This is a genomic window from Streptosporangium sp. NPDC049046 (assembly GCF_040649155.1).
GTDB lineage: Bacteria > Actinomycetota > Actinomycetes > Streptosporangiales > Streptosporangiaceae > Streptosporangium.
In genome coordinates, this window is the sequence record NZ_JBEZEZ010000005.1 from 112,242 (window position 1) to 135,889 (window position 23,648).

General features: G+C 69.8%; 21 protein-coding genes and 1 riboswitch. Of the genes, 4 read left to right on the forward strand and 17 right to left on the reverse strand.

What is annotated here, in order from left to right; translation table 11 throughout:
* Positions 1–91: 91 nt before the first annotated feature.
* The 6 genes from AB0B96_RS08655 to AB0B96_RS08680 all read right to left on the reverse strand — a co-directional run bounded on the left by AB0B96_RS08655 (position 92) and on the right by AB0B96_RS08680 (position 6,059).
* A complete protein-coding gene (locus AB0B96_RS08655) occupies positions 92–1,045 on the reverse strand; it encodes an FKBP-type peptidyl-prolyl cis-trans isomerase (RefSeq protein WP_362897243.1) in 954 nt (317 codons plus the stop codon).
* Between the two features lie 96 nt (positions 1,046–1,141).
* Complete coding sequence (gene pafA, locus AB0B96_RS08660; RefSeq protein WP_350948306.1) at positions 1,142–2,500, reverse strand: Pup--protein ligase; 1,359 nt, start codon at positions 2,498–2,500, stop codon at positions 1,142–1,144.
* A gap of 161 nt (positions 2,501–2,661) precedes the next feature.
* Positions 2,662–3,291 (reverse strand): hypothetical protein, encoded by a 630-nt coding sequence (locus AB0B96_RS08665; RefSeq protein ID WP_362897244.1) that lies wholly within the window; start codon positions 3,289–3,291, stop codon positions 2,662–2,664.
* Between the two features lie 405 nt (positions 3,292–3,696).
* The gene (prcA, locus tag AB0B96_RS08670; protein ID WP_350948304.1) at positions 3,697–4,497 is read right to left on the reverse strand and encodes a proteasome subunit alpha; all 801 of its coding nucleotides are present in this window, start codon (positions 4,495–4,497) and stop codon (positions 3,697–3,699) included.
* 25 nt (positions 4,498–4,522) lie between these two features.
* A complete protein-coding gene (prcB, locus tag AB0B96_RS08675; RefSeq protein WP_362897391.1) occupies positions 4,523–5,341 on the reverse strand; it encodes a proteasome subunit beta in 819 nt (272 codons plus the stop codon).
* A gap of 508 nt (positions 5,342–5,849) precedes the next feature.
* Positions 5,850–6,059, reverse strand: coding sequence for a ubiquitin-like protein Pup (locus AB0B96_RS08680; protein WP_329079325.1), 210 nt, complete (start codon positions 6,057–6,059; stop codon positions 5,850–5,852).
* Positions 6,060–6,287: 228 nt separating this feature from the next.
* Between AB0B96_RS08680 and AB0B96_RS08685 the strand changes: the two genes are divergently transcribed.
* The 3 genes from AB0B96_RS08685 (at position 6,288) to AB0B96_RS08695 (ending at position 8,802) form a co-directional block, all read left to right on the forward strand.
* Positions 6,288–6,692 (forward strand): hypothetical protein, encoded by a 405-nt coding sequence (locus AB0B96_RS08685; protein ID WP_362897245.1) that lies wholly within the window; start codon positions 6,288–6,290, stop codon positions 6,690–6,692.
* A gap of 212 nt (positions 6,693–6,904) precedes the next feature.
* Positions 6,905–7,699: a serine/threonine-protein kinase gene (locus AB0B96_RS08690; RefSeq protein ID WP_350948302.1), complete on the forward strand. Its 795-nt coding sequence runs from the start codon at positions 6,905–6,907 to the stop codon at positions 7,697–7,699.
* 215 nt (positions 7,700–7,914) lie between these two features.
* Positions 7,915–8,802, forward strand: coding sequence for a serine/threonine-protein kinase (locus tag AB0B96_RS08695; RefSeq protein ID WP_362897246.1), 888 nt, complete (start codon positions 7,915–7,917; stop codon positions 8,800–8,802).
* Between the two features lie 218 nt (positions 8,803–9,020).
* On the opposite strand, the gene AB0B96_RS08700 is transcribed toward AB0B96_RS08695, so the two are convergent.
* From AB0B96_RS08700 to AB0B96_RS08745, 10 genes are all read right to left on the reverse strand, one after another.
* Positions 9,021–10,343, reverse strand: a complete 1,323-nt coding sequence (locus tag AB0B96_RS08700) for a cobyrinate a,c-diamide synthase (RefSeq protein ID WP_362897247.1) — start codon at positions 10,341–10,343, stop codon at positions 9,021–9,023.
* Entirely contained in the window at positions 10,337–10,939 is a 603-nt protein-coding gene (gene cobO / locus AB0B96_RS08705) for a cob(I)yrinic acid a,c-diamide adenosyltransferase (RefSeq protein ID WP_362897248.1), read from the reverse strand. The genes AB0B96_RS08700 and cobO overlap by 7 nt, the downstream gene beginning before the upstream one ends.
* An 80-nt stretch (positions 10,940–11,019) precedes the next feature.
* A complete protein-coding gene (locus AB0B96_RS08710; protein WP_362897249.1) occupies positions 11,020–13,137 on the reverse strand; it encodes a VWA domain-containing protein in 2,118 nt (705 codons plus the stop codon).
* 63 nt (positions 13,138–13,200) lie between these two features.
* Entirely contained in the window at positions 13,201–13,773 is a 573-nt protein-coding gene (locus AB0B96_RS08715; protein ID WP_362897250.1) for a histidine phosphatase family protein, read from the reverse strand.
* Positions 13,770–14,510 (reverse strand): CbtA family protein, encoded by a 741-nt coding sequence (locus AB0B96_RS08720; protein ID WP_362897251.1) that lies wholly within the window; start codon positions 14,508–14,510, stop codon positions 13,770–13,772. The genes AB0B96_RS08715 and AB0B96_RS08720 overlap by 4 nt, the downstream gene beginning before the upstream one ends.
* Before the next feature lie 7 nt (positions 14,511–14,517).
* On the reverse strand, positions 14,518–14,712 hold the full coding sequence (locus tag AB0B96_RS08725) for a CbtB-domain containing protein (protein WP_350948295.1): 195 nt from the start codon (positions 14,710–14,712) through the stop codon (positions 14,518–14,520).
* 34 nt (positions 14,713–14,746) lie between these two features.
* A riboswitch (cobalamin riboswitch) is annotated at positions 14,747–14,877 on the reverse strand.
* A gap of 119 nt (positions 14,878–14,996) precedes the next feature.
* A complete protein-coding gene (dop, locus tag AB0B96_RS08730) occupies positions 14,997–16,514 on the reverse strand; it encodes a depupylase/deamidase Dop (RefSeq protein WP_350948294.1) in 1,518 nt (505 codons plus the stop codon).
* 87 nt (positions 16,515–16,601) lie between these two features.
* A complete protein-coding gene (locus AB0B96_RS08735) occupies positions 16,602–17,759 on the reverse strand; it encodes an acyltransferase (RefSeq protein WP_362897252.1) in 1,158 nt (385 codons plus the stop codon).
* 241 nt (positions 17,760–18,000) lie between these two features.
* Positions 18,001–19,764: a proteasome ATPase gene (gene arc / locus AB0B96_RS08740; protein ID WP_362514351.1), complete on the reverse strand. Its 1,764-nt coding sequence runs from the start codon at positions 19,762–19,764 to the stop codon at positions 18,001–18,003.
* A 205-nt stretch (positions 19,765–19,969) separates the two neighbouring features.
* Positions 19,970–20,848 carry a tRNA (adenine-N1)-methyltransferase gene (locus tag AB0B96_RS08745; protein ID WP_350948291.1) on the reverse strand — a complete coding sequence of 293 codons (879 nt, stop codon included), beginning with the start codon at positions 20,846–20,848 and terminating at the stop codon, positions 19,970–19,972.
* A 213-nt stretch (positions 20,849–21,061) separates the two neighbouring features.
* Here AB0B96_RS08745 and AB0B96_RS08750 point away from each other — a divergent pair, with 213 nt between their 5' ends.
* Positions 21,062–22,153: a GNAT family N-acetyltransferase gene (locus AB0B96_RS08750; protein ID WP_362897253.1), complete on the forward strand. Its 1,092-nt coding sequence runs from the start codon at positions 21,062–21,064 to the stop codon at positions 22,151–22,153.
* 168 nt (positions 22,154–22,321) lie between these two features.
* Here the strand turns inward: AB0B96_RS08750 and AB0B96_RS08755 are convergent, their stop codons facing one another.
* Positions 22,322–23,545, reverse strand: coding sequence for an aminotransferase class III-fold pyridoxal phosphate-dependent enzyme (locus tag AB0B96_RS08755; RefSeq protein ID WP_362897254.1), 1,224 nt, complete (start codon positions 23,543–23,545; stop codon positions 22,322–22,324).
* Positions 23,546–23,648: the final 103 nt, after the last annotated feature.

The following is a 23,648-nucleotide window of genomic DNA, read 5'->3' on the forward strand; positions in this document are numbered from 1 at the left end:
CGGCCGGGCTCCGTGATGGGACGGCTCGCACCGGCGGCGGCCCGGTGGGCCGCCGCCGGAGGCGGAATGTCAGATCAGTCGGTCAGCGGGCTCAGTAGGCGCCCAGCACGTCGACCAGGAAGACCAGGGTGTCGGTGCCCTTGATCTTGTCGCCGGAGCCCTCCTTGCCGTAACCGAGGTCCGGCGGGATGCTCAGCAGCACCCGGCTGCCGACCGGGACACCGACCAGACCCTGGTCCCAGCCCTTGATGACCTTGCCGGTGCCGATCTGGAACATGATCGGCTGGGCGCCGCGGGACCAGCTGCTGTCGAACTCGGCGTCCGATCCCCAGATCTTCCCGGCGTACTGGACCAGGATCGACTGGCCGGACTTGACCTCGGGGCCCGTGCCCTGGATCACGGTCTTGGCGACGAGCTCCTTGGGAGCCTTCTTCTTGGTCTTGGTAGTGAGCTTCGGCGCGGCGTCGCCGGCCGGATTCTCCACCGTGACACCGTCGAGACCGGGGTCGGTCGCGGTGCCCTTGGCGGCCTTCTCCTGGGGGACGCCCACGACGTCGACCACGAAGACCTGCGACTGGCCGGGAGGGGCCTGCGCCTGCTGCTCGGCGGGCAGCGCGTCCTTGGCGACGACCGACATGAACCTGCCGCCGCCCTTGGTCTCGGCGAAGCCCTTGCGGAGGATCTCCGGGACCTGCTCGTTGAGCGTGATGACCTGCGGCCCGCCCTCGTCGTAGGTCGAGCCGGCGAGCTTGTTCTCCTTGCCGTCCCAGGTGAAGACGGTGAAGTTGGCGATGACGCTGGCGCCGGGCTTGGCGGCCTCCCCCGTGGTGCCGGGGGTGAGCACCTTGTAGGAGGAGGTCTCGACGACCTTCGGCGGGAACGCGACGGTCGGCTTGGCGCCCGCCTGCCCGGTCACCTGCAGCTCGGTGACCTCCCCCGCGCTGGCGGAACTGGAGGCGCCGGTGGCCGCGCCTCCGTCGGAGCCGCATGCTGCGGCGAATATCAAAGGCACTGCGGCCAGTACGGCCATGCTGCGGCGGCGCATAGGTATCCCTCAAGCAGACGTCAGGTTCGCGCCACATTACCCGTCCCGGCGTACGGAGGAGGTAAGGCCGGGAACGAGCTTGCCGAAGTATGACCGTCACATCCCGGCGATGAGCTTGTCCACCCTCTCGTCGACGCTACGGAAGGGGTCCTTGCACAGCACGGTGCGCTGCGCCTGATCGTTGAGCTTCAGGTGCACCCAGTCGACGGTGAAGTCGCGGCGCTTCTCCTGCGCCTTGCGGATGAACTCACCGCGCAGCCGGGCCCGGGTGGTCTGCGGCGGCACCGACTTGGCCTCGAAGATCTTCAGGTCGGAGGCCACCCGCTCCACCGCACCGCGCTTCTGCAGCAGGTAGAACAGGCCACGGCGGCGGTGCACGTCGTGGTAGGCGAGGTCGAGCTGAGCCACCCTGGGGCTCGACAGCGGCAGGTCGTACTTCTGGCGGTAGCGCTCGATCAGCTGGTACTTGGTCACCCAGTCGATCTCGCGGGCGACCTTGTCGAGGCTGCCGGTCTCGACCGCGTTGAGCGTGCGCTCCCACAGCTCCAGCACCCGGTGGCTGACCTCGTCGCCGCCGCGGCGGTCGACGAAGTCACGGGCCTTGGAGAGGTATTCCTCCTGGATCTCCAGCGAGGACGCCTCCCGGCCGTTGGCCAGCCGCACCCGCCGCCGCCCGGTCATGTCGTGGGAGACCTCCCTGATGGCCCGGATCGGGTTCTCCAGGGACAGGTCGCGCATCACGGTGCCCGCCTCGATCATGCGGAGCACCAGGTCGGTCGCGCCGACCTTGAGCAGCATGGTCGTCTCGCTCATGTTCGAGTCGCCGACGATGACGTGCAGGCGGCGGAACCGCTCGGCGTCGGCGTGCGGCTCGTCACGGGTGTTGATGATCGGACGCGACCGGGTGGTGGCGCTGGAGACGCCCTCCCAGATGTGCTCGGCCCGCTGGGAGACGCAGTAGACCGCTCCACGCGGGGTCTGCAGCACCTTGCCCGCCCCGCAGATGATCTGCCGGGTGACCAGGAACGGGATCAGCACGTCCGCCAGGCGGCCGAACTCGCCGTGCCGGCCGACCAGATAGTTCTCGTGGCAGCCGTAGGAGTTGCCCGCCGAGTCGGTGTTGTTCTTGAACAGGTAGATGTCGCCGGCGATCCCCTCCTCACGGAGGCGTTTCTCCGCGTCGACGAGGAGGCCCTCCAGAATGCGCTCGCCCGCCTTGTCGTGGGTGACGAGCTCCACGACGTTGTCACACTCGGGGGTGGCGTACTCGGGGTGGCTCCCCACGTCCAGATACAGGCGCGCCCCGTTGCGGAGGAAGACGTTGCTCGATCGGCCCCAGGAGACGACGCGGCGGAATAGATAACGCGCTACCTCGTCGGGTGACAGCCGCCGCTGCCCCCTGAACGTGCAGGTGACGCCGTACTCGTTCTCAAGCCCGAAGATGCGACGATCCATTGCCTCACACTATTCGCCGAACCCCTCTCGTGGGAGGGATCATGGGGTTTTCGGTCGTACGGCTTATGCCCCAGGCTGTGAGCGCCTAAGCGCGGACGCGCCCCGCGCCCGGTTCCCGCCGGGCGCGGGTGGCGCGAAGGCGCCGGGATCGACGGCCTCGATCAGCCTCCGCCCTGCCAGAAGATCTCGACAACCTTGGTGATCCTGCCGTTCTCCGTGGTGATCAGGGCCGGCCGGTGGAGGCCCTCGACCCCGGTCAGCGAGGCGGCCTCCCTGACGTTGTCGATCAACGTCTGACGGGTGCAGCTCTCGGTGCCGAGGTTGGTGGCCTTGTCGTAGGTCTGCGTCGTGTTGTCGCAGCCGCTGTCGGCGAGAAACAGTACGTCCTCGGCGATGGGCGCCAGGTAGCGGACCACGTCACCTTCCTCGGGGCCGTCGAAGTGACCGTCCTCGCCACCACGCTGGACGAAGCGGATCGGCCGGTACTCGGCCACCCCGTTGTCGTCCACGTCGGTGAGCCAGCCCCTCAGGACGCCCTCGAAGGGCGGCGGACGCCCCTTGCTCCAGTCGTGTTCCGGAGCCGCCTGGAACTCGGTACCGAAGAGCTCGGGGACGGCCGCGGCGGAGCCCGGGGTGGGGGTCGGCGCGCCCGTCGAGGGAGCGGGCGCGGAGGAGGACGCGACCGGCAGGGGGGCGGAGGAGGACTCCGCGGCGCAGCCTGAGGCCAGCGCCACGGCCGCGAGCAGGGCCAGCGCCACACCGGGCCGTCGAGGAGCCGCGAGGGCGGTCATATGAGGGGCGGATCCGGTCCGGATCCGGGAGGTGTTGTTCACACGGAGTGTGACCAGCGTGGAGCGGGACCGGTTGTCCGGAGACGATGTGATCCAGGACACACCGCAGCGACACCCGTTCCCGCCTCGCCGGAAGCTGTGTTCCCGGCGAGGCGGGAACGGGTGTCGTGAGGTGTCGTCCGGCGCCGGAGCGCCACTTGCCCGCGTCGGGCTTTTGCGCGACACGGACCACGGGGTGCCGCTGACCGGCCCGTCCGGCGCGGGGACCGTGCTGCCACCGTTCTCAGGCGTCCCGCAGGAGAAGACCTGCCTTCCGGCGTGGGGGTGTCGTCCTGCAGAGGACGGCACCCCCACGCCGTGCGGTCAGACCACCCGGCGCGGCACCGGCGTCGCCCGCGGACGCGGTCAGCCGCTGGATCCGGTGTCGATGTCGCCGTCGGGCGCGGTCGGCGGGGCGCCCGGCGTCTCGGGGGCGGAGAGGGGGTTCTCGCCCCCTGCCGTCTTCTCGCCCCCGGCCACGGGGGCACCTTCGGCCAGCAGTCGCTCCAGCCTGGGGCCGTTGAGCCGTAGGAACTTGCGGTGCGGGCGGTTGCGGTCGAGCACCGCCACCTCCAGCTGGTTCGCGGGGAAGCGCTCGCCTCCCGGCTCGGTCAGCGCGAACAGCGCCGCCTCCAGCGCCTCGGTCAGCGACAGGCCGTCGCGGTAGCGCTCCTTGAGACGGGCCGCCACCGTCTCGGCCTGGCCGCCCATGGCCACCAGCCCCGCCTCGTCGAAGACCGAGCCGTCGAAGGTCAGCCGGTAGATGTGGTCCTCGTCGGAGGAGTCACCGACCTCGGCGACCACGATCTCCACCTCGAACGGCTTCAGCGACTCGGTGAAGATCTGGCCGAGGTTCTGCGCGTAGAGGTTGGCCAGGCCACGGGCGGTGACGTCGTCGCGGGCGTAGGTGTAGCCGTTGATGTCGGCGTATCGGATGCCGCCGAGGCGCAGGGCCTCGAACTCGTTGTAGCGGCCGACCGCGGCGAACCCGATCTTGTCGTAGATCTCGCTGATCTTGTGCAGGGCGCGGGACGGGTTGGGAGCGACGAACAGGATGCCGTCCTCGTACTGCAGGACGACGACGCTACGGCCCCGCGCGATCCCCTTGCGCGCGTAATCCGCCTTGTCCCGCATCTGCTGCTCGGGCGAGACATATCCAAAAGGCATGGACACCTGGGGTGATCCTCTCGTGTTAGCGCAGCGGGGCGGTGGGGCCGTCGGGGTGGTCGGCCCGGGACTCGACCACGACCCGGACGAGCTCTCCGACCTCCTCGTCGGGAAGCCGGCGGTATCCGTCGGCGGTGATCACCGCGACGATGGGCCAGATCTTGCGGGTGATGTCGGGGCCGCCGGTCGCCGAGTCGTCGTCGGCCGCGTCGTAGAGTGCGTGGATCAGCGTCAGCACGGTCTCCTCGGGGGAGGCACCCTCGCGGTAGAGCTTCTTCAGAGCACCTCGCGCGAAGATCGAACCGGATCCGATCGAGTGGTAGTGGTGCTGTTCGTAGGGACCGCCGCCCACGTCGTAGCTGAAGATGCGGCCACCGTCGACATCGGGGTCGTAGGCGGCGAAGAGCGGGACGACCACGAGCCCCTGCATCGCCATCGGCAGGTTGCCGCGGATCATCGTGGCGAGCCGGTTGGCCTTGCCCGTCACCGAGAGCGTGCGGCCCTCGCGCTTCTCGTAGTGTTCGAGCTCCACCCGGTAGAGGCGGGCCATCTCGATGCCCGTGCTCGCCGTCCCCGCGATGCCCAGGCCCGAGTGGTCGTCGGTGCGGAACACCTTCTCCATGTCACGCTGGGAGATGATGTTGCCGGAGGTCGCCCGGCGGTCTCCCGCGATCACCACGCCACCGGCGCACATCGCCGCGACGATCGTGGTGGCGTGCGGGATGTGATCGCCCACCGAGGTCCCCAGGACCTCGTTACGGCCAGGCAGCAAGTCCGGCGAATGGGACCTGACGAACTCGGTGAACGAGGAGCTCCCGGTGTCGGTAAAGATGTGATTCACCATGCCGGCGGGCAGGTCCCTGTGAGATCCCACGCGACTCCCTCCAAAGGTGCGGTCCTTTAAGGCCCGACCTTACTCATCTTGCCGTGCTGCTTGCACTTCCCTGGATCAGCTCAGCGCGAACCACACTCCGCCGGGCTTTTGAATCTTTACGGATGATCGGCTCCGGTCACCGGATCTCGCGCCGATCCCCCTCGGGGCACGGCGAACACGACGGGGGCGCGAAGATGGCGAAGGCCCGCCCGGCCCGCGTGGGAGGCGGGGCGGTGGCCGTGGGACGGCTCTCGATTCCCTCCGGGAGCATTCCCGGAGGGGTCTCCCCTGGTCGGCTCAGCGTGTTCGCGGCGCTCGGAGGCGGAGCACCCACCAGGGCGCTCCCGGCGGGGTGCGGCCGCACGTCACCCGCCAGCCGGGCCCGGCGGGAGCCGAGCCGGGCCCGCGGTCAGAACGGGTCCCCCGGCTCCCCGCCGGATCCGTCCTCACCTCTGACCTTTGACTCCGACGGACGAACCTACTGTCCGCCCTTCTGCACGTAACTCCTCACGAACTCCTCTGCGTTCTCCTCCAGCACCTCGTCGATCTCGTCGAGGATCGCGTCGACGTCGTCGGAGAGCTTCTCGTGACGCTCCTGAACGTCGGAGGTCTCCGCCGGGGCGGTCTCCTCGACTTCCTTGTCGGTCCGGCCGGTCTGCTTCTGGCCGCCGGTGTCCTTGCTTGCCATGTGTGGCACCTCCACCTGGGGGACGGATCTGATTCATATCTTCCCCGAACCGGGCGACATTGCGCGCGGATCATCCCGCGATCTTTGCGGGAGCCCGTACTGGCCGCGCCGAACTTCCCTCCGTCAGGGGACCTCCCCCCGGGGCCCGAGGTGAAATCCACCCACCTTGACTGGATAGCATCTCTATCCAATAATCGGATAGCACCACTATCCAAAGAAGAGAGCCCCATGTCACCGTCGTCGCTGAGCGCAGCCGGAATACTCCTCATCACCGTGCCCGCCGTGGCCTTCGGCGGGGCCTCCCTGCTCGCGCACATCATGCGCGGCATCCCCGGCTACCTGGACAACCCGGTGCGGCGTGGCCTGTGGCGGGCCGGCCACGCACACGCGGGCGTCCTGGTGCTCCTCGCGCTCGTCGCCCTGCTCTACATCGACCACGCGGATCTGCCCGGCGGCCTGAAGGACCTGACGCGGATCCTGATCGTGGCGGCGCCGATCCTGATGCCCCTGGGCTTCTTCCTGTCCGTCGTACGCCCCTCCGACACGAAACCGAACCGGCTGATCTGGCTGGTCCCCGCGGGCGGGGTGGCACTGGGAGCGGGCACGCTGATGCTGGGGATCGGTCTCCTCTGAACCTCTACGAATCCCCACGAACCCCGCAGCGACGCTCCCGGCGGCGCCTCGATCTCCGCCGGCGCCTCCGCGTCCGCGCACGAGCGCCCCATGGCCCCGCATCGGTTCGTGTGAGCATCATCACTCACCGGATCCAGGCGAATTCACCGCCCGAGGGAGATCGGGAACGTTCCAGGTAGGTCTTCGCGACCGAAAACTGCGATCATTGGGGGGTGAGCACCATCATCGCGCGCAGGTACAAGCTCGTCTCACGCGTCGGACAGGGGGCGACCGGCGTCGTCTGGCGTGCATACGACCTGCTTCTGGAGCGAGAGGTGGCCCTCAAGGAGATACTTCTGCCACCCGGGCCCGCCGCGGCCGAGCAGCGGCGGCGGGTGGTCAGGGAGGCTCGCATGGCGGCGCGGCTGAGCCACCGGGGCATCGTGACGGTGCACAACCTCACCGAGGAGTCCGAGCGGCTCTGGATCGTCATGGAGTTCCTGGAGGCGCTGACGCTGCACGACACGCTCGTGCAGGCGGGCCCGCTCCCGGTGGATCTTGTGGCGGCGATGGGGTGCCGCCTGCTGGAGGCGTTGCGGCACGCGCACGACGGCGGGGTGATCCACCGCGACATCAAACCCGCCAACATCATGCTGACCGGCGATCGCGTGGTGCTGGCCGACTTCGGCTTCGCCGCGCCGGAAGGGGCCGCGACGACCTCGACCCGGGGCACCCCGGCCTTCATCGCGCCGGAGGCGTTGCAGGGCAGGGGCGGCACCCGCGAGGCGGACATGTGGTCGTTCGGCGCGACGCTGTACATGGCGGTGGAGGGCAGGACCCCGTTCCGCACGGTGAACTCGATGGCGGCGCTGGTCGCGGCCCTGCGCGAACCGCCGCGCGCGCCGAAGCGGGCGGGCGCCCTGGAGCCGGTGCTGCGAGGGCTGCTGCGCAAGGATCCGCGAGCGCGGCTGAGCGCCGAGCGGACCTCGAAGATGCTTGAGGACGTGCGCTGCTTCAGTGCGGCCTGAGGCCGTTCACGAACGTTTCCGAAACGCTTTCACCACCCTCGGGAACGGTTTTCCGGAATCCGTAAACGGGTTTTACGGACGTGAAATAAGACGACATCAAGCCCACGCGCCTAAATCGTTACAGAGAATCACCCTAGGTAATCACCCGGTGCATCGTTCCAGATGAAAATATGAATCAGCTGAGGTGCCCGGCTTCTATGTGCAGCAGGTGATTCATGGGAACAGGTGCGAGGAAGGCACGCTTACTGGGTGATCGCTATCACCTGGCCTCGCCGATCGGGCGGGACGGTGTGGGCACGGTGTGGCGGGCCCACGACTCCCTGCTCAGGCGGAACGTGGCGATCAAGGAGATCCAGCCTCGGTTCACCGAGGACGGGATGGACATGCACGACGCACGGCGGTGGGCCCTGCGCGAGGCGCGCTCGGCCGGGAGGCTGAACCACCCGGCGGTGATCTCCGTGCACGACCTGCTCGAGGAGGACGGGCGGCTCTGGATCGTCATGGAGTTGCTGGAGGCCCTCACACTCAAGGAGACCGTGCGGCACCTGGGCCGCCTGCCGATCCACTGGGCGGCGTGGATCGGCTTCCAGTTGCTGGGCGGGCTGCGCCACGCGCACGGGGCGGGTGTCCTGCATCGGGACATCAATCCGCGCAACATCCTGCTCACCGGCGACCGGGTGGTGCTGGCCGACTTCGGCGTCGCGGCACTGCACGGCGATCCGGGCGACTCCACGACCGTACCGTTCGTCCATGTCCCCTCCTTCGTCGCGCCGGAGCGGCTGCGGGGCAGTCCACCGACCCCGGCGAGCGACCTGTGGTCGCTCGGTGCGAGCCTGTACTTCGCGGTGGAGGGCCGCCCTCCGCGCCCCACCTCCCGCACACCGGCGCAGCGCCTTCCCGTGGGCGGTGGGTACGAGGATCCGGCGACGCCGGCCGGAGTGCTGTGGCCCGTCCTGGAAGGGCTGCTCCGGCGCGACCCGGCTGCCCGCATCAGCATGGGACAGGCCGGCCGTATGCTGTCGGCGATCCTCCACACGGAGGGGGTGGCGCTGGCCCCGCCACGGTTGCCCGCGGCCAGGCTGCCACCGGACGCCTTCGCCTAGGATCTCGCGGCGTTTCACCCGATGTTCGAAACGGGGAAAAGCGTCCTTCGTCTCCTCTTCCGCCGGGCGATCCCGGGTTTCGCGAAATCGGGCCGTCCGGCGGAGCGCGCTTCTCGAATAAATGGACACAAGGCCGCGGATAAAGGCCGGTGGAGGTAACGGGAAGGTCGGATGCCGGGATTTCCGGCTCACGAACCGGCTCGAACCGCGGGGGGTTGTCAGACGGCCGGGACCCGGCGGCAGGCCTCGACGAACCTGGAGGCCAGATGGGGACTGCCGGCCCAGTGCAGGTGCAGGTAGGAGGCGGTGATCCGGTCGTCGGCGAACCCGTCGGCGCCACCGCGCCAGCGGAACAGCGGCCGGTCGGGGACGGGCTCGACCGCGGTGCGGTGGAACTCGTGGCCCCGGTAGCGCTCGCCGTCCCTGGTGAGCGGCGAGTCGCGGACGGCCACCGCGTCGCGGTAGCCGAGGGTGAGGGTGCCGGTCATCCTGGCCTCGACGTCGAGGAGCCCGCACATCGGCCTGCCGTCCAGCCTCCTGGAGAGATACAGCAGGCCCGCGCACTCGGCCGAGATCGGCCCCTCGAACGCGGCGACCTGGTCGCGCAGCGGCTCGTTGGCCGACAACTCGGCCGCGTGGACCTCAGGGAAACCGCCTCCGATCACGATCCCGCGAGTCCCCTCCGGGAGGGCCTCGTCGACGAGCGGGTCGAAGGGGACGATCTCGGCTCCCGCCGCCGCCAGCAGCTCGGCCTGCTCGGTGTAGCCGAAGGTGAAGGCCCGCCCTCCGGCGACCGCGATCCTCGTGACGGGAGCGGCGGGCGGTCCGGGAGTCCACGGGACGGCGGGCAGCGGCGGCGCGCCGCGGGCGAGTCGCAGGAGTTCCTCCAGGTCGCAGGAGGCGGCGACCAGGTCCGCGACGGCGTCCAGGGCACCGGCGGCCTGGGGGCGGCGCTCGGCGACGGGAACCAGGCCCAGGTGCCTGGAGGGGGCGGTGACGGCGTCGCTGCGACGGATCGCCCCGAGTACGGGGACGCCGCTCTCGGTGAGCGCCTCGCGGCAGACGGCCTCGTGCCGCTCGGAGCCGACCCGGTTGAGGATCACTCCGCCGAGCCTGATCCGGGTGTCGTAGGAGGCGAACCCGTGCACCAGCGCCGCGACGGAGCGGCTCTGCCTGGCGGCGTCCACGACCAGGACCACCGGGGCCCCGAGCAGCCTGGCGACGTGCGCGGTGGAGGCGAACTCGGTGGAGCCCGCGCCGTCGTACAGGCCCATCACGCCCTCGACGACCGCGATGTCCGCCCCGGCCGCGCCGTGCAGGAAGAGGGGGGCGACGAGGTCCTCCCCCGTCAGGAACGGGTCGAGGTTGCGTCCGGGGCGGCCGGTGGCCATGGCGTGGTAGCCGGGGTCGATGTAGTCGGGCCCCACCTTGTGCGGGGACACCGCCATGCCCCGGCGGGCGAGGGCCGCCATCAGGCCGGTCGCCACGGTCGTCTTACCCGCTCCTGAGGCGGGGGCCGCGATCACGATCCGGGCTACCATTCGATGCCCTTCTGCCCCTTCTGCCCCGCGTCCATGGGGTGTTTGATCTTACCCATCTCCGTGACGAGGTCGGCGGCGGCGAGCAGTCGGGGGTCGGCGTCGCGGCCGGTGACGACGACGTGCTGGCTTCCTGGCCGTCCGCGCAGGGTCTCGACCACCTCCTCGACGTCGATCCAGCCCCACTTCATCGGGTACGTGAACTCATCCAGCACGTACAGGCGGAACGTCTCGGCGGCGAGGTCGCGTCTGATCTGCTCCCAGCCCTCGCGGGCGTCGGCGGCGTGGTCCTCCTCGTTGCCGGGACGCTGGATCCAGGACCAGCCCTCGCCCATCTTGTGCCAGGAGACCGGCCCGCCCTCACCGGAGTCGCCGAGCACCCGCAGCGCCCGCTCCTCTCCGATGCGCCACTTGGCGGACTTGACGAACTGGAAGACCCCGATCGGCCAGCCCTGGTTCCAGGCGCGCAGGGCCAGACCGAAGGCCGCGGTGGACTTGCCCTTGCCCGGTCCCGTGTGGACGATCAGCAGCGGCCGGGTGCGGCGCTGTCTGGTGGTCAGGCCGTCCTCGGGCACGCTGACGGGTCTGCCCTGCGGCATCGTCGCCCTCCCCTCACTGTCGTGTCACTGTCATCTGGTACGGCCTTCTCGCCGTACTCACCGGCCTCGGACCTTCGCGGTCACGCGGCGCCGCGCCTCTCCCGGACCATCCCGGCCAGGTCGGTGAGTTCGTCGAGGCGTACGGTCTCCGCGCCCATCCTCGCCGCCAGGGAGGCGGCGAGGCCGAGGCGCACGGGCCCGCCCTCGCAGTCGACCACCACGCCAGCCACCCCGGCCAGCAGTTCCGCCGCGCGCTGGGACTCCTCGGCGGTTCCCGAGGTGGTCCGCCCGTCGGTGACCAGGACCACCAGCGGGCGTCTGGACGGGTCGCGCAGGCGTTCGACCCTGAGCACCTCGGCGGCCCGCAGCAGACCGGCGGCCAGCGGGGTCCGGCCTCCGGTGGGAAGCTCGCGCAGCCGGGCCGCGCCGGCCTCGACGGAGGAGGTGGGCGGCAGGACCAGGTCGGCGCGGGCGCCGCGGAAGGTGACGAGCCCGACCTTGTCGCGGCGCTGGTAGGCGTCGAGGAGCAGGCCGAGCACCGCTGTCTTGACCGCGCGCATGCGCTGCCTGGCGGCCATCGAACCGCTCGCGTCCACGACGAACAGCACCAGGTTGCCCTCGCGGCCCTCGCGGACCGCCTCCCTGAGATCGCCGCGGCGCAGCAGCAGTCCTGGCCCGTTCCTGCCCCGCGCGACCTGGTACGGGGCGGCGGCGCCGATGGTGGCCCGCAGGTGGAGGGAGCCGGTGCGGCCCTCGGGGACCCTGGCGCCCGTGGTACGGCCCAGGGGTGTCCTGGCGCGTGACCGGCGCCCGGGAGCTCCGGCACCGACGCCCGGGACGGTGAACAGTCTGTTCCCGCTCCCGGGCTCGGCGTCGACGATCTGCTCGCGGGCCGGTGCTCCCCCGGTCGCCTCCGACGGTTCCCGGGGTTTCGCGGCCTGAGCCTCCCCCGCCTCGGCGCCGAGGGTGTCCCGGGCGTCGGCGGCCCCGTGCGGGGAGGCGTCCCCGCCGTCGTGTCCTCCAGAGCCGCCCGGGTCGTCCGAGGTGGCGTCCCCGGCCTCGGAGCCGCCGGATACGGGTTCCGGGCCTCCCTCGTCTCTGCCGGGATCGGGGCCGCCGGGGTCGTCCGGCCCCTGGGGGCCGTCAGGATCGGGGCCGGGGTCGTCGGGGATCCTGTCCAGGAGATCCTGGAGCTTGGACTCGTCCAGGCCGGGCGCGTCGAAGGGGTCACGGCGACGGCGGTGCGGGAGCGCGAGCCTGGCCGCCTCCCGGACGTCGTCGGCGGTGACGGAGGTGCGGCCCTGCCAGGCGGCGTGCGCGATCGCCGCGCCGGCGGTGACCAGGTCGGCCCGGAGCCCGTCCACCTCGAAGCCCGCGCAGACGGTGGCGATCTTGAGCAACGCCGCCTCCGGCAGGACGACCTGGGCGACCCCGGCTCGGGCCTCGGCGATGCGCGTGGCCAGCGCCCGCTCCTCGTCCGACCAGGCGGCGGCGAACGCGGCGGGGTCGGCCTCGAAGGCCAGACGGCGCCGGACCACCTCCGCCCGCTGGGACGCCTCCCGCGAGGCCCTTACCTCAACGGTCAGCCCGAAGCGGTCGAGCAGTTGCGGGCGCAGCTCCCCCTCCTCGGGATTCATCGTCCCGACCAGCAGGAACCGGGCGGCGTGCCGTACCGACACCCCCTCGCGCTCGACGTAGCAGGTGCCGAGGGCCGCGGCGTCGAGCAGCAGGTCCACCAGGTGGTCGTGGAGAAGGTTGACCTCGTCGACGTACAGGACACCCCGGTGGGCGCCCGCGAGGAGACCGGGTTCGAAGGATTTCACGCCCTCGGTGAGGGCCCGCTCGATGTCGAGGGAGCCGACGAGGCGGTCCTCGGAGGCGCCGACGGGCAGCTCGACCAGGCGGGCGGGTCTGATGGACCGGGCCGCCGGTCCCTCGGGGGCCTCGTGTGACCCGTGTGGCCCGTCGGGACAGCCGGGGTCGAGGGCGGCGGGGTCGCAGGAGAACCGGCAACCGGTCACCACCTCGACAGGCGGCAGGAGAGCGGCCAGCGCCCGCACGATCGTGGACTTGGCGGTGCCCTTCTCCCCTCTGACCAGTACTCCCCCGACGCGAGGGGAGACCGCGTTGAGGATCAGCGCGAGTTTCAGGTCCTCCAGCCCCACGATCGCGGTGAAGGGATAGCGGGGGTTGCGCACCTTGGGATCTCCTTCGCATCGTCGGGATGTTCATCGCGTTCACGTCGTCGGGTGGTCGCGCCGTCAGGGGAGGTGGCTGAGCCGCCAGCGCCCGCCGCGCCCGGTGAGTGCCACCCGGGCCAGCGGCGCGACGTCGACGCGCCAGAAGGAGCGGGCGGGGGCGCCGAGGACGTGGACGACCGCGGCACGGATGACCGCCGGATGGGTGATCGCGACGGCCCTGCCGGGAGTACGGAGGGCGAGCCAGCCGGAAACCCTGGCGAGGAGCGCGGTGATCGACTCCCCGCCGTGCGGCGCCGCGCCCGGATCGCCGAGCCAGGAGGCGAGCGCCTCGGGCTCCGCGGCCTCGACCTCGCCGAGCGTCATGCCACTCCAGCGGCCGTGGTCGCAGTCGGCGAGCAGCGGGTCGTGCTCCGCCCGCAGGCCGAGCGCCGCCGCCGTCTGGACGCAGCGCAGCTCGGCCGGGCAGGCCGCGGGACCGGGGTCTGCCCAGCCGAGGTACCGCGCCATCCTCTCGGCCCGGCGCAGGCCGCGTTCGTCGAGTGGTTCGTCGACGGGGAACGCGGCCCGCGCCGTCGCCGAGGTGGAGGCGTGGCAGACCAGGAGCAGGCGGGTGACCCCCGAGGGGGTCGTCACACCGGGCCGCGCCTGCGTGCGGCGAAGGCGAACAGCGCGCCGACACCGGCCCAGAAGACCGCCTGGGTTCCTATCGAGGCGATCCGGAAGTCCCACAGGAGATCGGCGGGGAAGCCCTGGGGCACCTCCGAGATCTCCGGCAGGAGGATCCAGGCCGCGACGACGGGGACCAGGAAGGCGGCGCCCGCCGACAGCCAGCGCACCCACGGTTCACTCCGCGAGGCGTAGCGGTGGGCGGCGGTGCCGGCGGCGACGGCGAGGATCCCGATGGCCACGGCGACCAGATAGAGCACGGTGCGCTGGTCGATCGTCTCCGGGTCACCGACCGCCGGTGGGTTGGCGGGATATTTCATGAAAGGGATGAGGACGACGGAGGTGAACGCGGCGGCGGCGAGCGTGACCGCGAGCACCGGTTCCGAGCGAGGTCCCGCCCGGCCGCGTACGGCCGCGTAGACGAGGGAGAACAGTCCCCCGATCGCCAGGCCGTACAGGCCGAGGGCGAGGAAGAGCCCGAAACGCTGCCCGTCCCTGCTGACGAGGGCCTCCTCCTCGTCGTGGGAGTGGGCGGCGGTCCCGGTGTCGTCGTGTGGTTCGGCCGAGGAGGCGGCCGCGGCCGCCTCCTCGAGCGCGATGGCCTGGTCGATGCGTGGTTCGCCGACGGTGTAGGCGAAGACGGCCGCGAGCAGCCCTGCGAGCAGTCCGGCGACGAGGCCCCGGACGATGAGTTTGGAGATCACCTGCGGCTCAGTGGCACGGTACGCCGAGCAGGTGACGTCCGTCGTGCATGAGTTCGTGCAGGTAGTTTCCCGCCTGGGAGATCGCCCCCTGGTCGAAGGTGACCAGATAGGCGAGAAGCAGCAGCGCCGGTACGGCGAGCAGCCAGCGGGTGAGCGAGTGCCATGGGATGGGCTGGGTGTGCGGTGCCGAGATCTGGCTCACGGCCACCTCCTCCGGGATTGACGCGTCCCTTTTCGTAGGTCGGTGGCGGCCGAGTGTGACCTGGCTCCCGGCCCTCGCGGGCCGGATTACAGTGGCGCGACCGCACCGGAATTTCACCGGATTTCCCTCGCACCGCCACAAAGCACCCGGAACGTATCCCGAATCTCCGTCCCCCGTCAATCCAGGTGTCCGGTTTGACGGGATCCGGTAGGCGCGAAGAGGGGGAGGCGGCCCGGCCGGGCCACCTCCCCCTCTCAGGCCCTTCTCAGGCCCCGCTCAGCACGTCACTGCTCGCCGGTGAGCGCCGTCACCAGCTCAGCGGCGGTACGGCAGCGGTCGAACAGCTCGCCCACGTGGGCCTTGGTGCCGCGCAGCGGCTCAAGGGTGGGGACGCGCTGCAGCGACTCACGGCCGGGGATGTCGAAGATGACCGAGTCCCAGGAGGCCGCGGCCACCGACTCGCTGTACTGGCTCAGGCAGCGGCCTCGGAAGTAGGCCCGGGTGTCGTTGGGCGGCACCTCGATGGCCCTCTGGACCTCCTCCTCGGTCACCAGGCGCTGCATGCGGCCCCGGGCGACCAGCCGGTTGTAGAGCCCTCGGTCGGGACGGATGTCGGAGTACTGGAGATCGACGAGCTGCAGACGCGGATGCGACCAGGGAAGGCCGTCACGGGTCCGGTATCCCTCCAGAAGCTCCAGCTTGGCCACCCAGTCGAGCTCGCCGGACAGCTGCATCGGATCCTCCGCCAGGCGGGTGAGGACCGACTCCCAGCGCTCCAGGATGTCCTTGGTGGGCTCGTCCAGGCCGTTGGCGCTGCGCTCCTCGGCATACTTTCGCGCGAGCTCCAGGTATTCCATCTGGAGCTGCACCGCCGTCAGCTTGCGGCCGTCGCGCATGGAGATCTCGTACTTGAGCGTGGGGTCGTGTGAGACCGCGCGCAGGGCCTGGACGGGGTTGTCCACGGCGAGGTCGCGGGTGAAGTAGCCGTCCTCGATCATCGCCAGGACGAGCGCGGTGGACCCCAGCTTCAGGTAGGTCGAGATCTCCGACATGTTGGCGTCACCGATGATGACGTGCAGGCGACGGTATTTCTCCGGGTCGGCGTGGGGTTCGTCCCGGGTGTTGATGATCGGCCGCTTGAGCGTCGTCTCCAGCCCCACCTCGACCTCGAAGAAGTCGGCCCGCTGGCTGATCTGGAAACCCTCGCCCCGTGAGTCCTGACCGATGCCGACCTTGCCCGCGCCGGTGACGACCTGCCGGGAGACGAAGAACGGCGTCAGGTGTCTGACGATGTCGGCGAACGAGGTGGCCCGGCGCATGAGGTAGTTCTCATGGCAGCCGTAGGAGGCGCCCTTGTTGTCGGTGTTGTTCTTGTAGAGCTGGATCGGGGCGTTGGCCGGCATCGCCGAGGCGCGAACCGCCGCGTCGTGCATCACCCGTTCGCCCGCCTTGTCCCAGATCACCGCCGCCCGAGGATTGGTGCACTCGGGTGTGGAGTATTCGGGATGGGCGTGGTCCACGTACAACCGGGCCCCGTTGGTGAGAATCACGTTCGCCAGGCCGAGGTCCTCGTCGGTCAGCTGGCTCTGGTCCGCCACCTCCCGCGCGAGGTCGAACCCCCGTGCGTCCCGCAACGGGTTCTCCTCCTCGAAGTCCCATCGCGCGCGCCGTGCCCTGGCGGCCGAGGCCGCCAGATAGGCGTTCACGACCTGAGAGGAGGTCACCATCGCGTTGGCCCCCGGCTGTCCGGGCACGGAGATGCCGTATTCGGTCTCGATGCCCATCACCCGCCGTACCGTCATGCGCACCCTCTGTTCGTCAGGGACTGTTTCTCTCCGTGGTATCTATTCCCGACCCTAGACCCTTCACTATGCCCGGTGGTCGGACAGTTATGGCACCGAAGCCTTTTCGCCCGTTGCGAGGGGGATCGAGGAGAGCGCGGGGAGCTGTGACGGGGACGGGGATGCGGCCCTTCTCCGCCGCACGGATTTGACGAACTCCTGAAGCGGACGCTCGGCCACCCGGTACACCAGATAGGAGAACGCCGTCGCGGCCAGCACCGTGACCAGGGCGGTCAGCGGGGGCGGCAGCACGTCCCGCAGCGCGGGGACGATCAGGACCGCGGCCGGGGTGTGGAACAGGTAGAGCGGGTAGGTGAGCGCGCCCAGGACGACCAGGCCGCGCCAGCGCAGCCATCCCAGCCATCCCAGCGCCACCATGGCCATGAGCACGTAGAAACCGACCACGGTGGCGACCACGGCCCACTCGGGCACGGGCATCGCGGCGTAGCCGACCTTCTCGACGCGCCCGGCCACCCGGTCGATCGCCGCGCTCACGGCCAGGCCGCCGCTGATCCCGGCCAGGCACCACAGGACGAGTCTGGGACCGAACCTCGTCATCAGGAAGAACGCCATGCCGCCGACGAAGTACGCCGCGTACTTGGGCATGACCACGAGCTCGACCCACGCCTCGTCGCTCCCGGCGAAGAACCCGGCCGCCAGCAGCCAGACGCCCATGAAGACCAGGCAGCGGTTGAGCGTCACCCCGAAGATCACCAGGATCGAGATCAGTACGTAGAAGCGGAGTTCCACCCAGAGCGACCAGTAGACGCCGTTGGCGTCGTAGACGCCGAGGGCCCGCTGGAGCATCGTGAGGTTGATCCCGTACTCGCCGAGGCTGAGCTTGGGGTCCAGGGCCGTGGCGGCGGTCAGCCCGTACACCGCGGCGGTGACGGCCACGCTGACCCAGTAGGCGGGGTAGAGCCGCACCAGCCGGGAAAGGGCGAACGCCCCCAGGCTCCGCCCCCAGATGCTCATCAGGATCACGAACCCGCTGATCATGAAGAACAGCTCGACGCCGAGGATGCCGAGCCCGGAGACGGTGGAGATCGCCGGGAACAGTTCGGCAGGGCGGTCGCCCCACACCGAGGCGAAGGCGATGAAGTAGTGGAAGGCGAGCACCGCGATGGCGGCGAGGAAGCGCAGGAGATCGAGTTCGGCGAGGCGGCCGCTTCCCCGAAGCGCCTCGCGAGACCCCGTGCCGTTCACCGGGCGGCCGGACCGGAATGTTCACGCACGCCACTTGGACGGCGTCTCGATCATTCGGGTTCCCCGTGACAGCTGTCTATTTCCGGCCATTTCTGGGGCGGCTGTGAAAGGAGAGCCGACCTCCCGAGGAAAAAAGGTTTAAACACGACAAAAGCCACAGGCTGTCGAGTGTGTCGCGGCAGGCGTGACAACGCCGACGGCGCGGTCCCACGAGGGGAACCGCGCCGCCGGTCACACGTGGTTACAGGTACTGACCGGTGTTGGCCACCGTGTCGATGGAGCGTCCGGCCTCCGTGCCCTGCTTGCCCGTCACGAGGGTGCGGATGTAGACGATCCGCTCGCCCTTCTTGCCGGAGATGCGGGCCCAGTCGTCGGGGTTGGTGGTGTTGGGCAGGTCCTCGTTCTCGGAGAACTCGTCCACGCAGGCCGCCAGCAGATGCTGGATCCGCAGGCCCTTCTGGCCGGTCTCCAGGAACTGCTTGATCGCCATCTTCTTGCCCCGGTCGACGATGTTCTGGATCATCGCGCCGGAGTTGAAGTCCTTGAAGTACAGGACCTCCTTGTCGCCGTTGGCGTAGGTCACCTCGAGGAAGCGGTTCTCCTCGCTCTCGGTGTACATCCGCTCGACGACCCGCTGGATCATGCCGGAGATCGTCTCCTGACGGTTGGAGCCGTGTTCGGAGAGATCCTCGGCGTGGAGCGGGAGCTCCGGGATGAGGTACTTGGAGAAGATGTCCTTGGCCGCCTCGGCGTCCGGCCGCTCGATCTTGATCTTGACGTCCAGGCGGCCGGGCCGCAGGATCGCCGGGTCGATCATGTCCTCGCGGTTGGAGGCGCCGATCACGATGACGTTCTCCAGACCCTCGACACCGTCGATCTCCGACAGGAGCTGGGGAACGATGGTGTTCTCGACGTCGGAGGAGACGCCCGAGCCTCGGGTCCGGAAGATCGAGTCCATCTCGTCGAAGAACACGATCACCGGGGTCCCCTCGGAGGCCTTCTCGCGAGCCCGCTGGAAGACCAGGCGGATGTGCCGCTCGGTCTCGCCGACGTACTTGTTGAGAAGCTCGGGACCCTTGATGTTGAGGAAGAAGCTCTTGCCGGACTGGCCGGTCTTCTCCGCGACCTGCTTGGCCAGGGAGTTGGCGACGGCCTTCGCGATGAGGGTCTTACCGCAGCCGGGCGGCCCGTAGAGCAGGACACCCTTGGGCGGGCGGAGCTTGTGCTCACGGAAGAGGTCGGCGTGCAGGTACGGGAGCTCGATGGCGTCCCGGATCTGCTCGATCTGCCGCATGAGCCCGCCGATCTCCTCGTAGGAGATGTCGGGCACCTCCTCCAGGACGAGCTCCTCGACCTCGGACTTGGGGATGCGCTCGTAGACGTAGCCCGAGCGTGGTTCGAGCAGCAGGGAGTCACCCGCCCGGATCGGCTGGTCCAGCAGCGACTCGGCGAGCTTCACCACCCGCTCCTCGTCGGCGTGTGAGATCACCAGCGCACGCCGGCCGTCCTCAAGGAGCTCCTTGAGCATCACGATCTCACCGAGGTCCTCGAAGCCGAGGGCCTCGACGACGTTGAGCGCCTCGTTGAGCATGACCTCCTGGCCACGCTTCAGCGACTCGACCTCCACCGCGGGGCTCACGTTCACCCTGAGTTTGCGGCCACCGGTGAAGACCTCCACCGTGCCGTCTTCTCTGGCTTCGAGGAACACACCGAACCCGGATGGCGGTTGCGCCAGCCGGTCTACCTCCTCCTTCAGGGCGACAATCTGGTCTCTGGCCTCCTTGAGGGTGGCCACCAGACGCTCGTTCTGGCCGGTTACGGCCGCGAGGTTCGCCTGCACGTCATGGAGACGCTCTTCGAGAATCCTGGCCTGCCGGGGAGACTCCGTCAGCTTCCGACGCAACGCGGTGATCTCCTCCTGCAGGAAGGAGACCTGTGTTGTGAGGTCGGCGACCTCCCGTTCGCGCTGCGCGGCACGAGCTTCAGCGTCGTCGCGAGCTGCCACGGCGTCACCTCCTTCCCAGTCGAGACCGACTACTCAAAACCCTACCCATCTAAGGGCTGTCCCTTACCTGGCTGAGCGGTGTTCATATGACTACATTAAGTGCGTGGTGATTAATCCCTTTTGGGGGTTTTAGTCCTAGAAGTATAAGAACACGAAGGTCTGCTCCCGTGTCACGCTCAGACGGACCGTCGTGGCCGAATCGTCATCATGTGGCGGAAGACGTGGAAGTCGCGGACTCCTCGCCATGTGCCCCCTTCGCCGGACGTCTACGTCGAGGTGGTGGCGTCACCCCGTCGGCCATGCGACGGGCCGTGACCAGAAACCCGGTGTGGCCGACCATCCTGTGGTCGGGCCGCACGGCCAGTCCCTCGACATGCCAGTCACGAACCAGGGTCTCCCACGCATGGGGCTCGGTGAAACTCCCGTGCTCCCGCAGAGTTTCGACCGTACGTGAGAGCTGGGTCGTGGTCGCGACATAACAGCAGATCACGCCGCCGGGCGTGAGTGCCCGGGCCGCGGCGTCCACACATTCCCACGGGGCGAGCATGTCCAGGATGATCCGGTCGACGTCGCTCTCGTCCAGAGCCTCGACGAAGTCGCCGACCACCAGGCGCCACTGCTTCATCGGACCGCCGTAGAACTTCTCCACGTTCTTGGTGGCGACCTCGGCGAAGTCCTGACGCCGCTCGTAGGAGGTGAGGGTGCCCTCGGAGCCGATGGCGCGCAGCAGGAAACAGGTGAGCGCGCCGGAACCGACACCCGCCTCCACCACCCGGGCACCGGGGAAGATGTCGGCCATGGCCACGATCTGGGCCGAGTCCTTGGGATAGATCACCGCCGCGCCTCGCGGCATGGACAGCGTGTAGTCCTGAAGGAGGTGCCTGAAGGCCAGATACTGGGTGCCGCCGGACGAACGCACCACCGAGCCCTCAGGCCGGCCGATCAGCTCACTGTGCGGGATCCCGCCCTTGTGCGTGTGAAACACGCCGTCTTCCTTCAACGTCACCGTGTGACGCTTGTTCTTGGGGTCGGTGAGCTGAACCTGATCCCCGGCCTGAAACGGCCCATGCCTGCGAAAACCCATGACCGCAAGGTTATCGGCGCGCGGCGGTGTCCTCGGACGGTCCGGAACACGGCCCCCGGGCAGGACGGGTGCCAACCCCGAGGCGCCGGGAGGGCGAGACGGGAGAGATCGGAGAAGGGAGCGGGCAGGGCGGAGGGGGCGTAGGTCGTCCGCAAATTGATTCGCCGTCATAAGAGGGCACCTGGTAGCTGTTATGGGGTGTTTTCCCATGATGTGATTCCGGCCGGCCCCGTTGTCCTGAGGCCGCTCGCCCCGGCCGACGCCGAGGCGATCACCCGGGCCTGCGCCGACCCGGAGATCGTCCGCTTCCTCCCTCTCGTCCCCGTGCCGTACACCCGGGACGACGCACTCCAGTACATGGAGCGGTGCCACCAGGAGTGGCAGACAGGAGGTGCCCCTTTCGCGATCGCGGACGCGACGACGGACGAGTGGCTGGGCAACATCGGCCTCATGGCCCGTCCTCGCGGGGGCATCGAGATCGGCTATCTGGTCGCCCCCTGGGTGCGGGGCCGCGGGGTGGCCACGGCCGCCACCGCCGCGCTGACCGCGTGGGGGTTCCGCCACGGGGTCGAGCGCGTCGAACTGCTCGCCAACGTGGAGAATCTGGCCAGCCAGCGGGTCGCCCTCGCCGCGGGGTTCCACCACGAGGGCGTGCGGCGTGGGGCCGAGGAACAGCGTGACGGCACCCGGCACGACCTGGTGGGCTTCGCGCGCCTGCGCGGCGACTCCGGCGAGCGCGTGCCGCCCCTGCTGCCGGACTTCCCCGGCGGATCCCTCACCGACGGGGTCGTACGGCTCAGGCGGCTCACCGTCTCCGACACCGCCGACTACCTGGCGCTGCGGAACCTTCCCGACGTCATGAGGTACAGCGTCCCTTCCGAACCCTCCACATTCGAGAAGGTCGAGGAGCGCTGCCGTACCGCGGGCGCGAACTGGCTGGCGGGCAGGGGCGCCGAGGTCGCGATCCTGGACGCCGCGACGGGCGCGTTCGCCGGGGACATCCAGCTCACCGGGGTGATCCCCCCGCTGGGGCAGGCGATGACGGGCTACAGCCTGCGACCGGAGTTCCGTGGCAGGGGCTTCGCCACCAGGGCGGTGAACCTGCTGGTCGGCTGGGTCTTCGAGCACACCCCCCTGGCCAGGATCATCGCGGGCACCTCTCCCGGCAACGTCGCCTCGCACCGCGTGCTGGAGCGCGCGGGCTTCACCCGCGAGGCGCTGCTGCGTGGGATGCTGCCCGGCCCGGACGGCACACGCCTGGACGACCTGCAGTGGTCTCGCCTGCGAGACGACGTCCGGCGCTAGCCTGGACGACGTCCGAGCGCCGGCCCCGATCGACCCGCGGTGATCGTCCGCCGCGGGTCGATCGGGGCCGGATCGTCACGCCCGCGACTCCAGGCACCGGCCGTGCACCGCCCCGGAGGTCGCGGGCGATCCCAAACATCCGGCCCATCAGGAAGCCCCGGCCGGGTCTCAGTCGGCGCCGAAGCGGGCCCTGAGCTTGGCGTAGGCGGCGTCGGTGCCCTGGAGCGCCCGATCGATGTCGGCGTCGGTGTGGGCCGCGGACAGGAACCAGTTGTGCCACGGGTGGAGGTAGACCCCCTCCTCCAGGCAGGCCGCGGCCCAGAACATGCCCTTGTCCAGCGTCGCGTCGCCCTCGAAGGAGAGCCACGGGATCTGCACCGGCCCCGTCTGGTTGACCGTGAAGCCGTGGGAGGCCGCCTGGGCGGCCAGGCCCTCACGCAGGCGGGTGCCCGCGCGCTCCATCAGGGCGATGCCGTCGATGGCGCGCAACGTCTCGATCGTGGCCTTGGCCGCGGCCATCGGGGCGGCGTTGAACCAGAAGGAGCCGGTGGAGTAGAGCGTCTGGGCGGGCCCGCGCAGGGAGTCCACACCGGTGACCGCCGCGATCGGGTGGCCGTTGGCCATGGCCTTGCTGAAGGCGTACAGATCGGGGCGCACGCCCAGGGGTTCCCAGGAACCGCCCAGGTCGATCCGCCAGCCCCCGCGCACGTCGTCGATCACCAGAGCGGCCCCGATCCGGTCGGCCAGGGCCCGCACCCCCCGGGCGAACTCCGCGGCGACGAGTTCCTGGTCCTCGAACGAGTCGTGCTTGAACGGCGTCACGATGATCGCGGCGACGTCGCCCTCCGCCTGGGCCGCGGCGGCCTCGACACTGGCGAGGTCGTTGTAGGTGAACTCGACCAGGTCGGCACGCTCGTTGGGGGTGGTCCCCGCCGGGCTGGGCGTGCACCACGGGTCGGCCCCGTGATAGGCGCCGTGCGCCATGAGGACCTTGGTCCTGCCGGTGGCGGCGCGGGCGACCATCAGTGCCTGGGTGGTGGCGTCGGTGCCGTTCTTGGAGAACATCACCCAGTCGGCCTGCGGGACGGTCTCCACCAGCAGCTCGGCGAGCTCCACGTAGACGGGACCGGGACCGTTGAGGCAGTCGCCCGCGGTGAGCTGTGCGGCGACGGCGCCCTCGACGGCGGGATGACGGTGACCGAGCACGACGGGTCCCCACGAGCACATGAGATCGACGTACTCACGTCCGTCGGCGTCACGTTGGCGGCATCCTTCTCCCCCGACGAAGAACTGCGGGTAGGCGGGACCGTGCAGGGCCGCGTTGAGATGGCCGTACATGCCGCCGGGGACGACCTTGGCGGCCCGCTCCCTGAGTTTGGCGTCGATGGACATGCGCCGTCCTTTCGTCTCTGGTCATGTCTGGATGGGTTCGGCGGCTCCGCGGCCGAACCCCGCCGTCCGTACGGTCGCGGGGCCGGGGTGCGTGAACGACGGG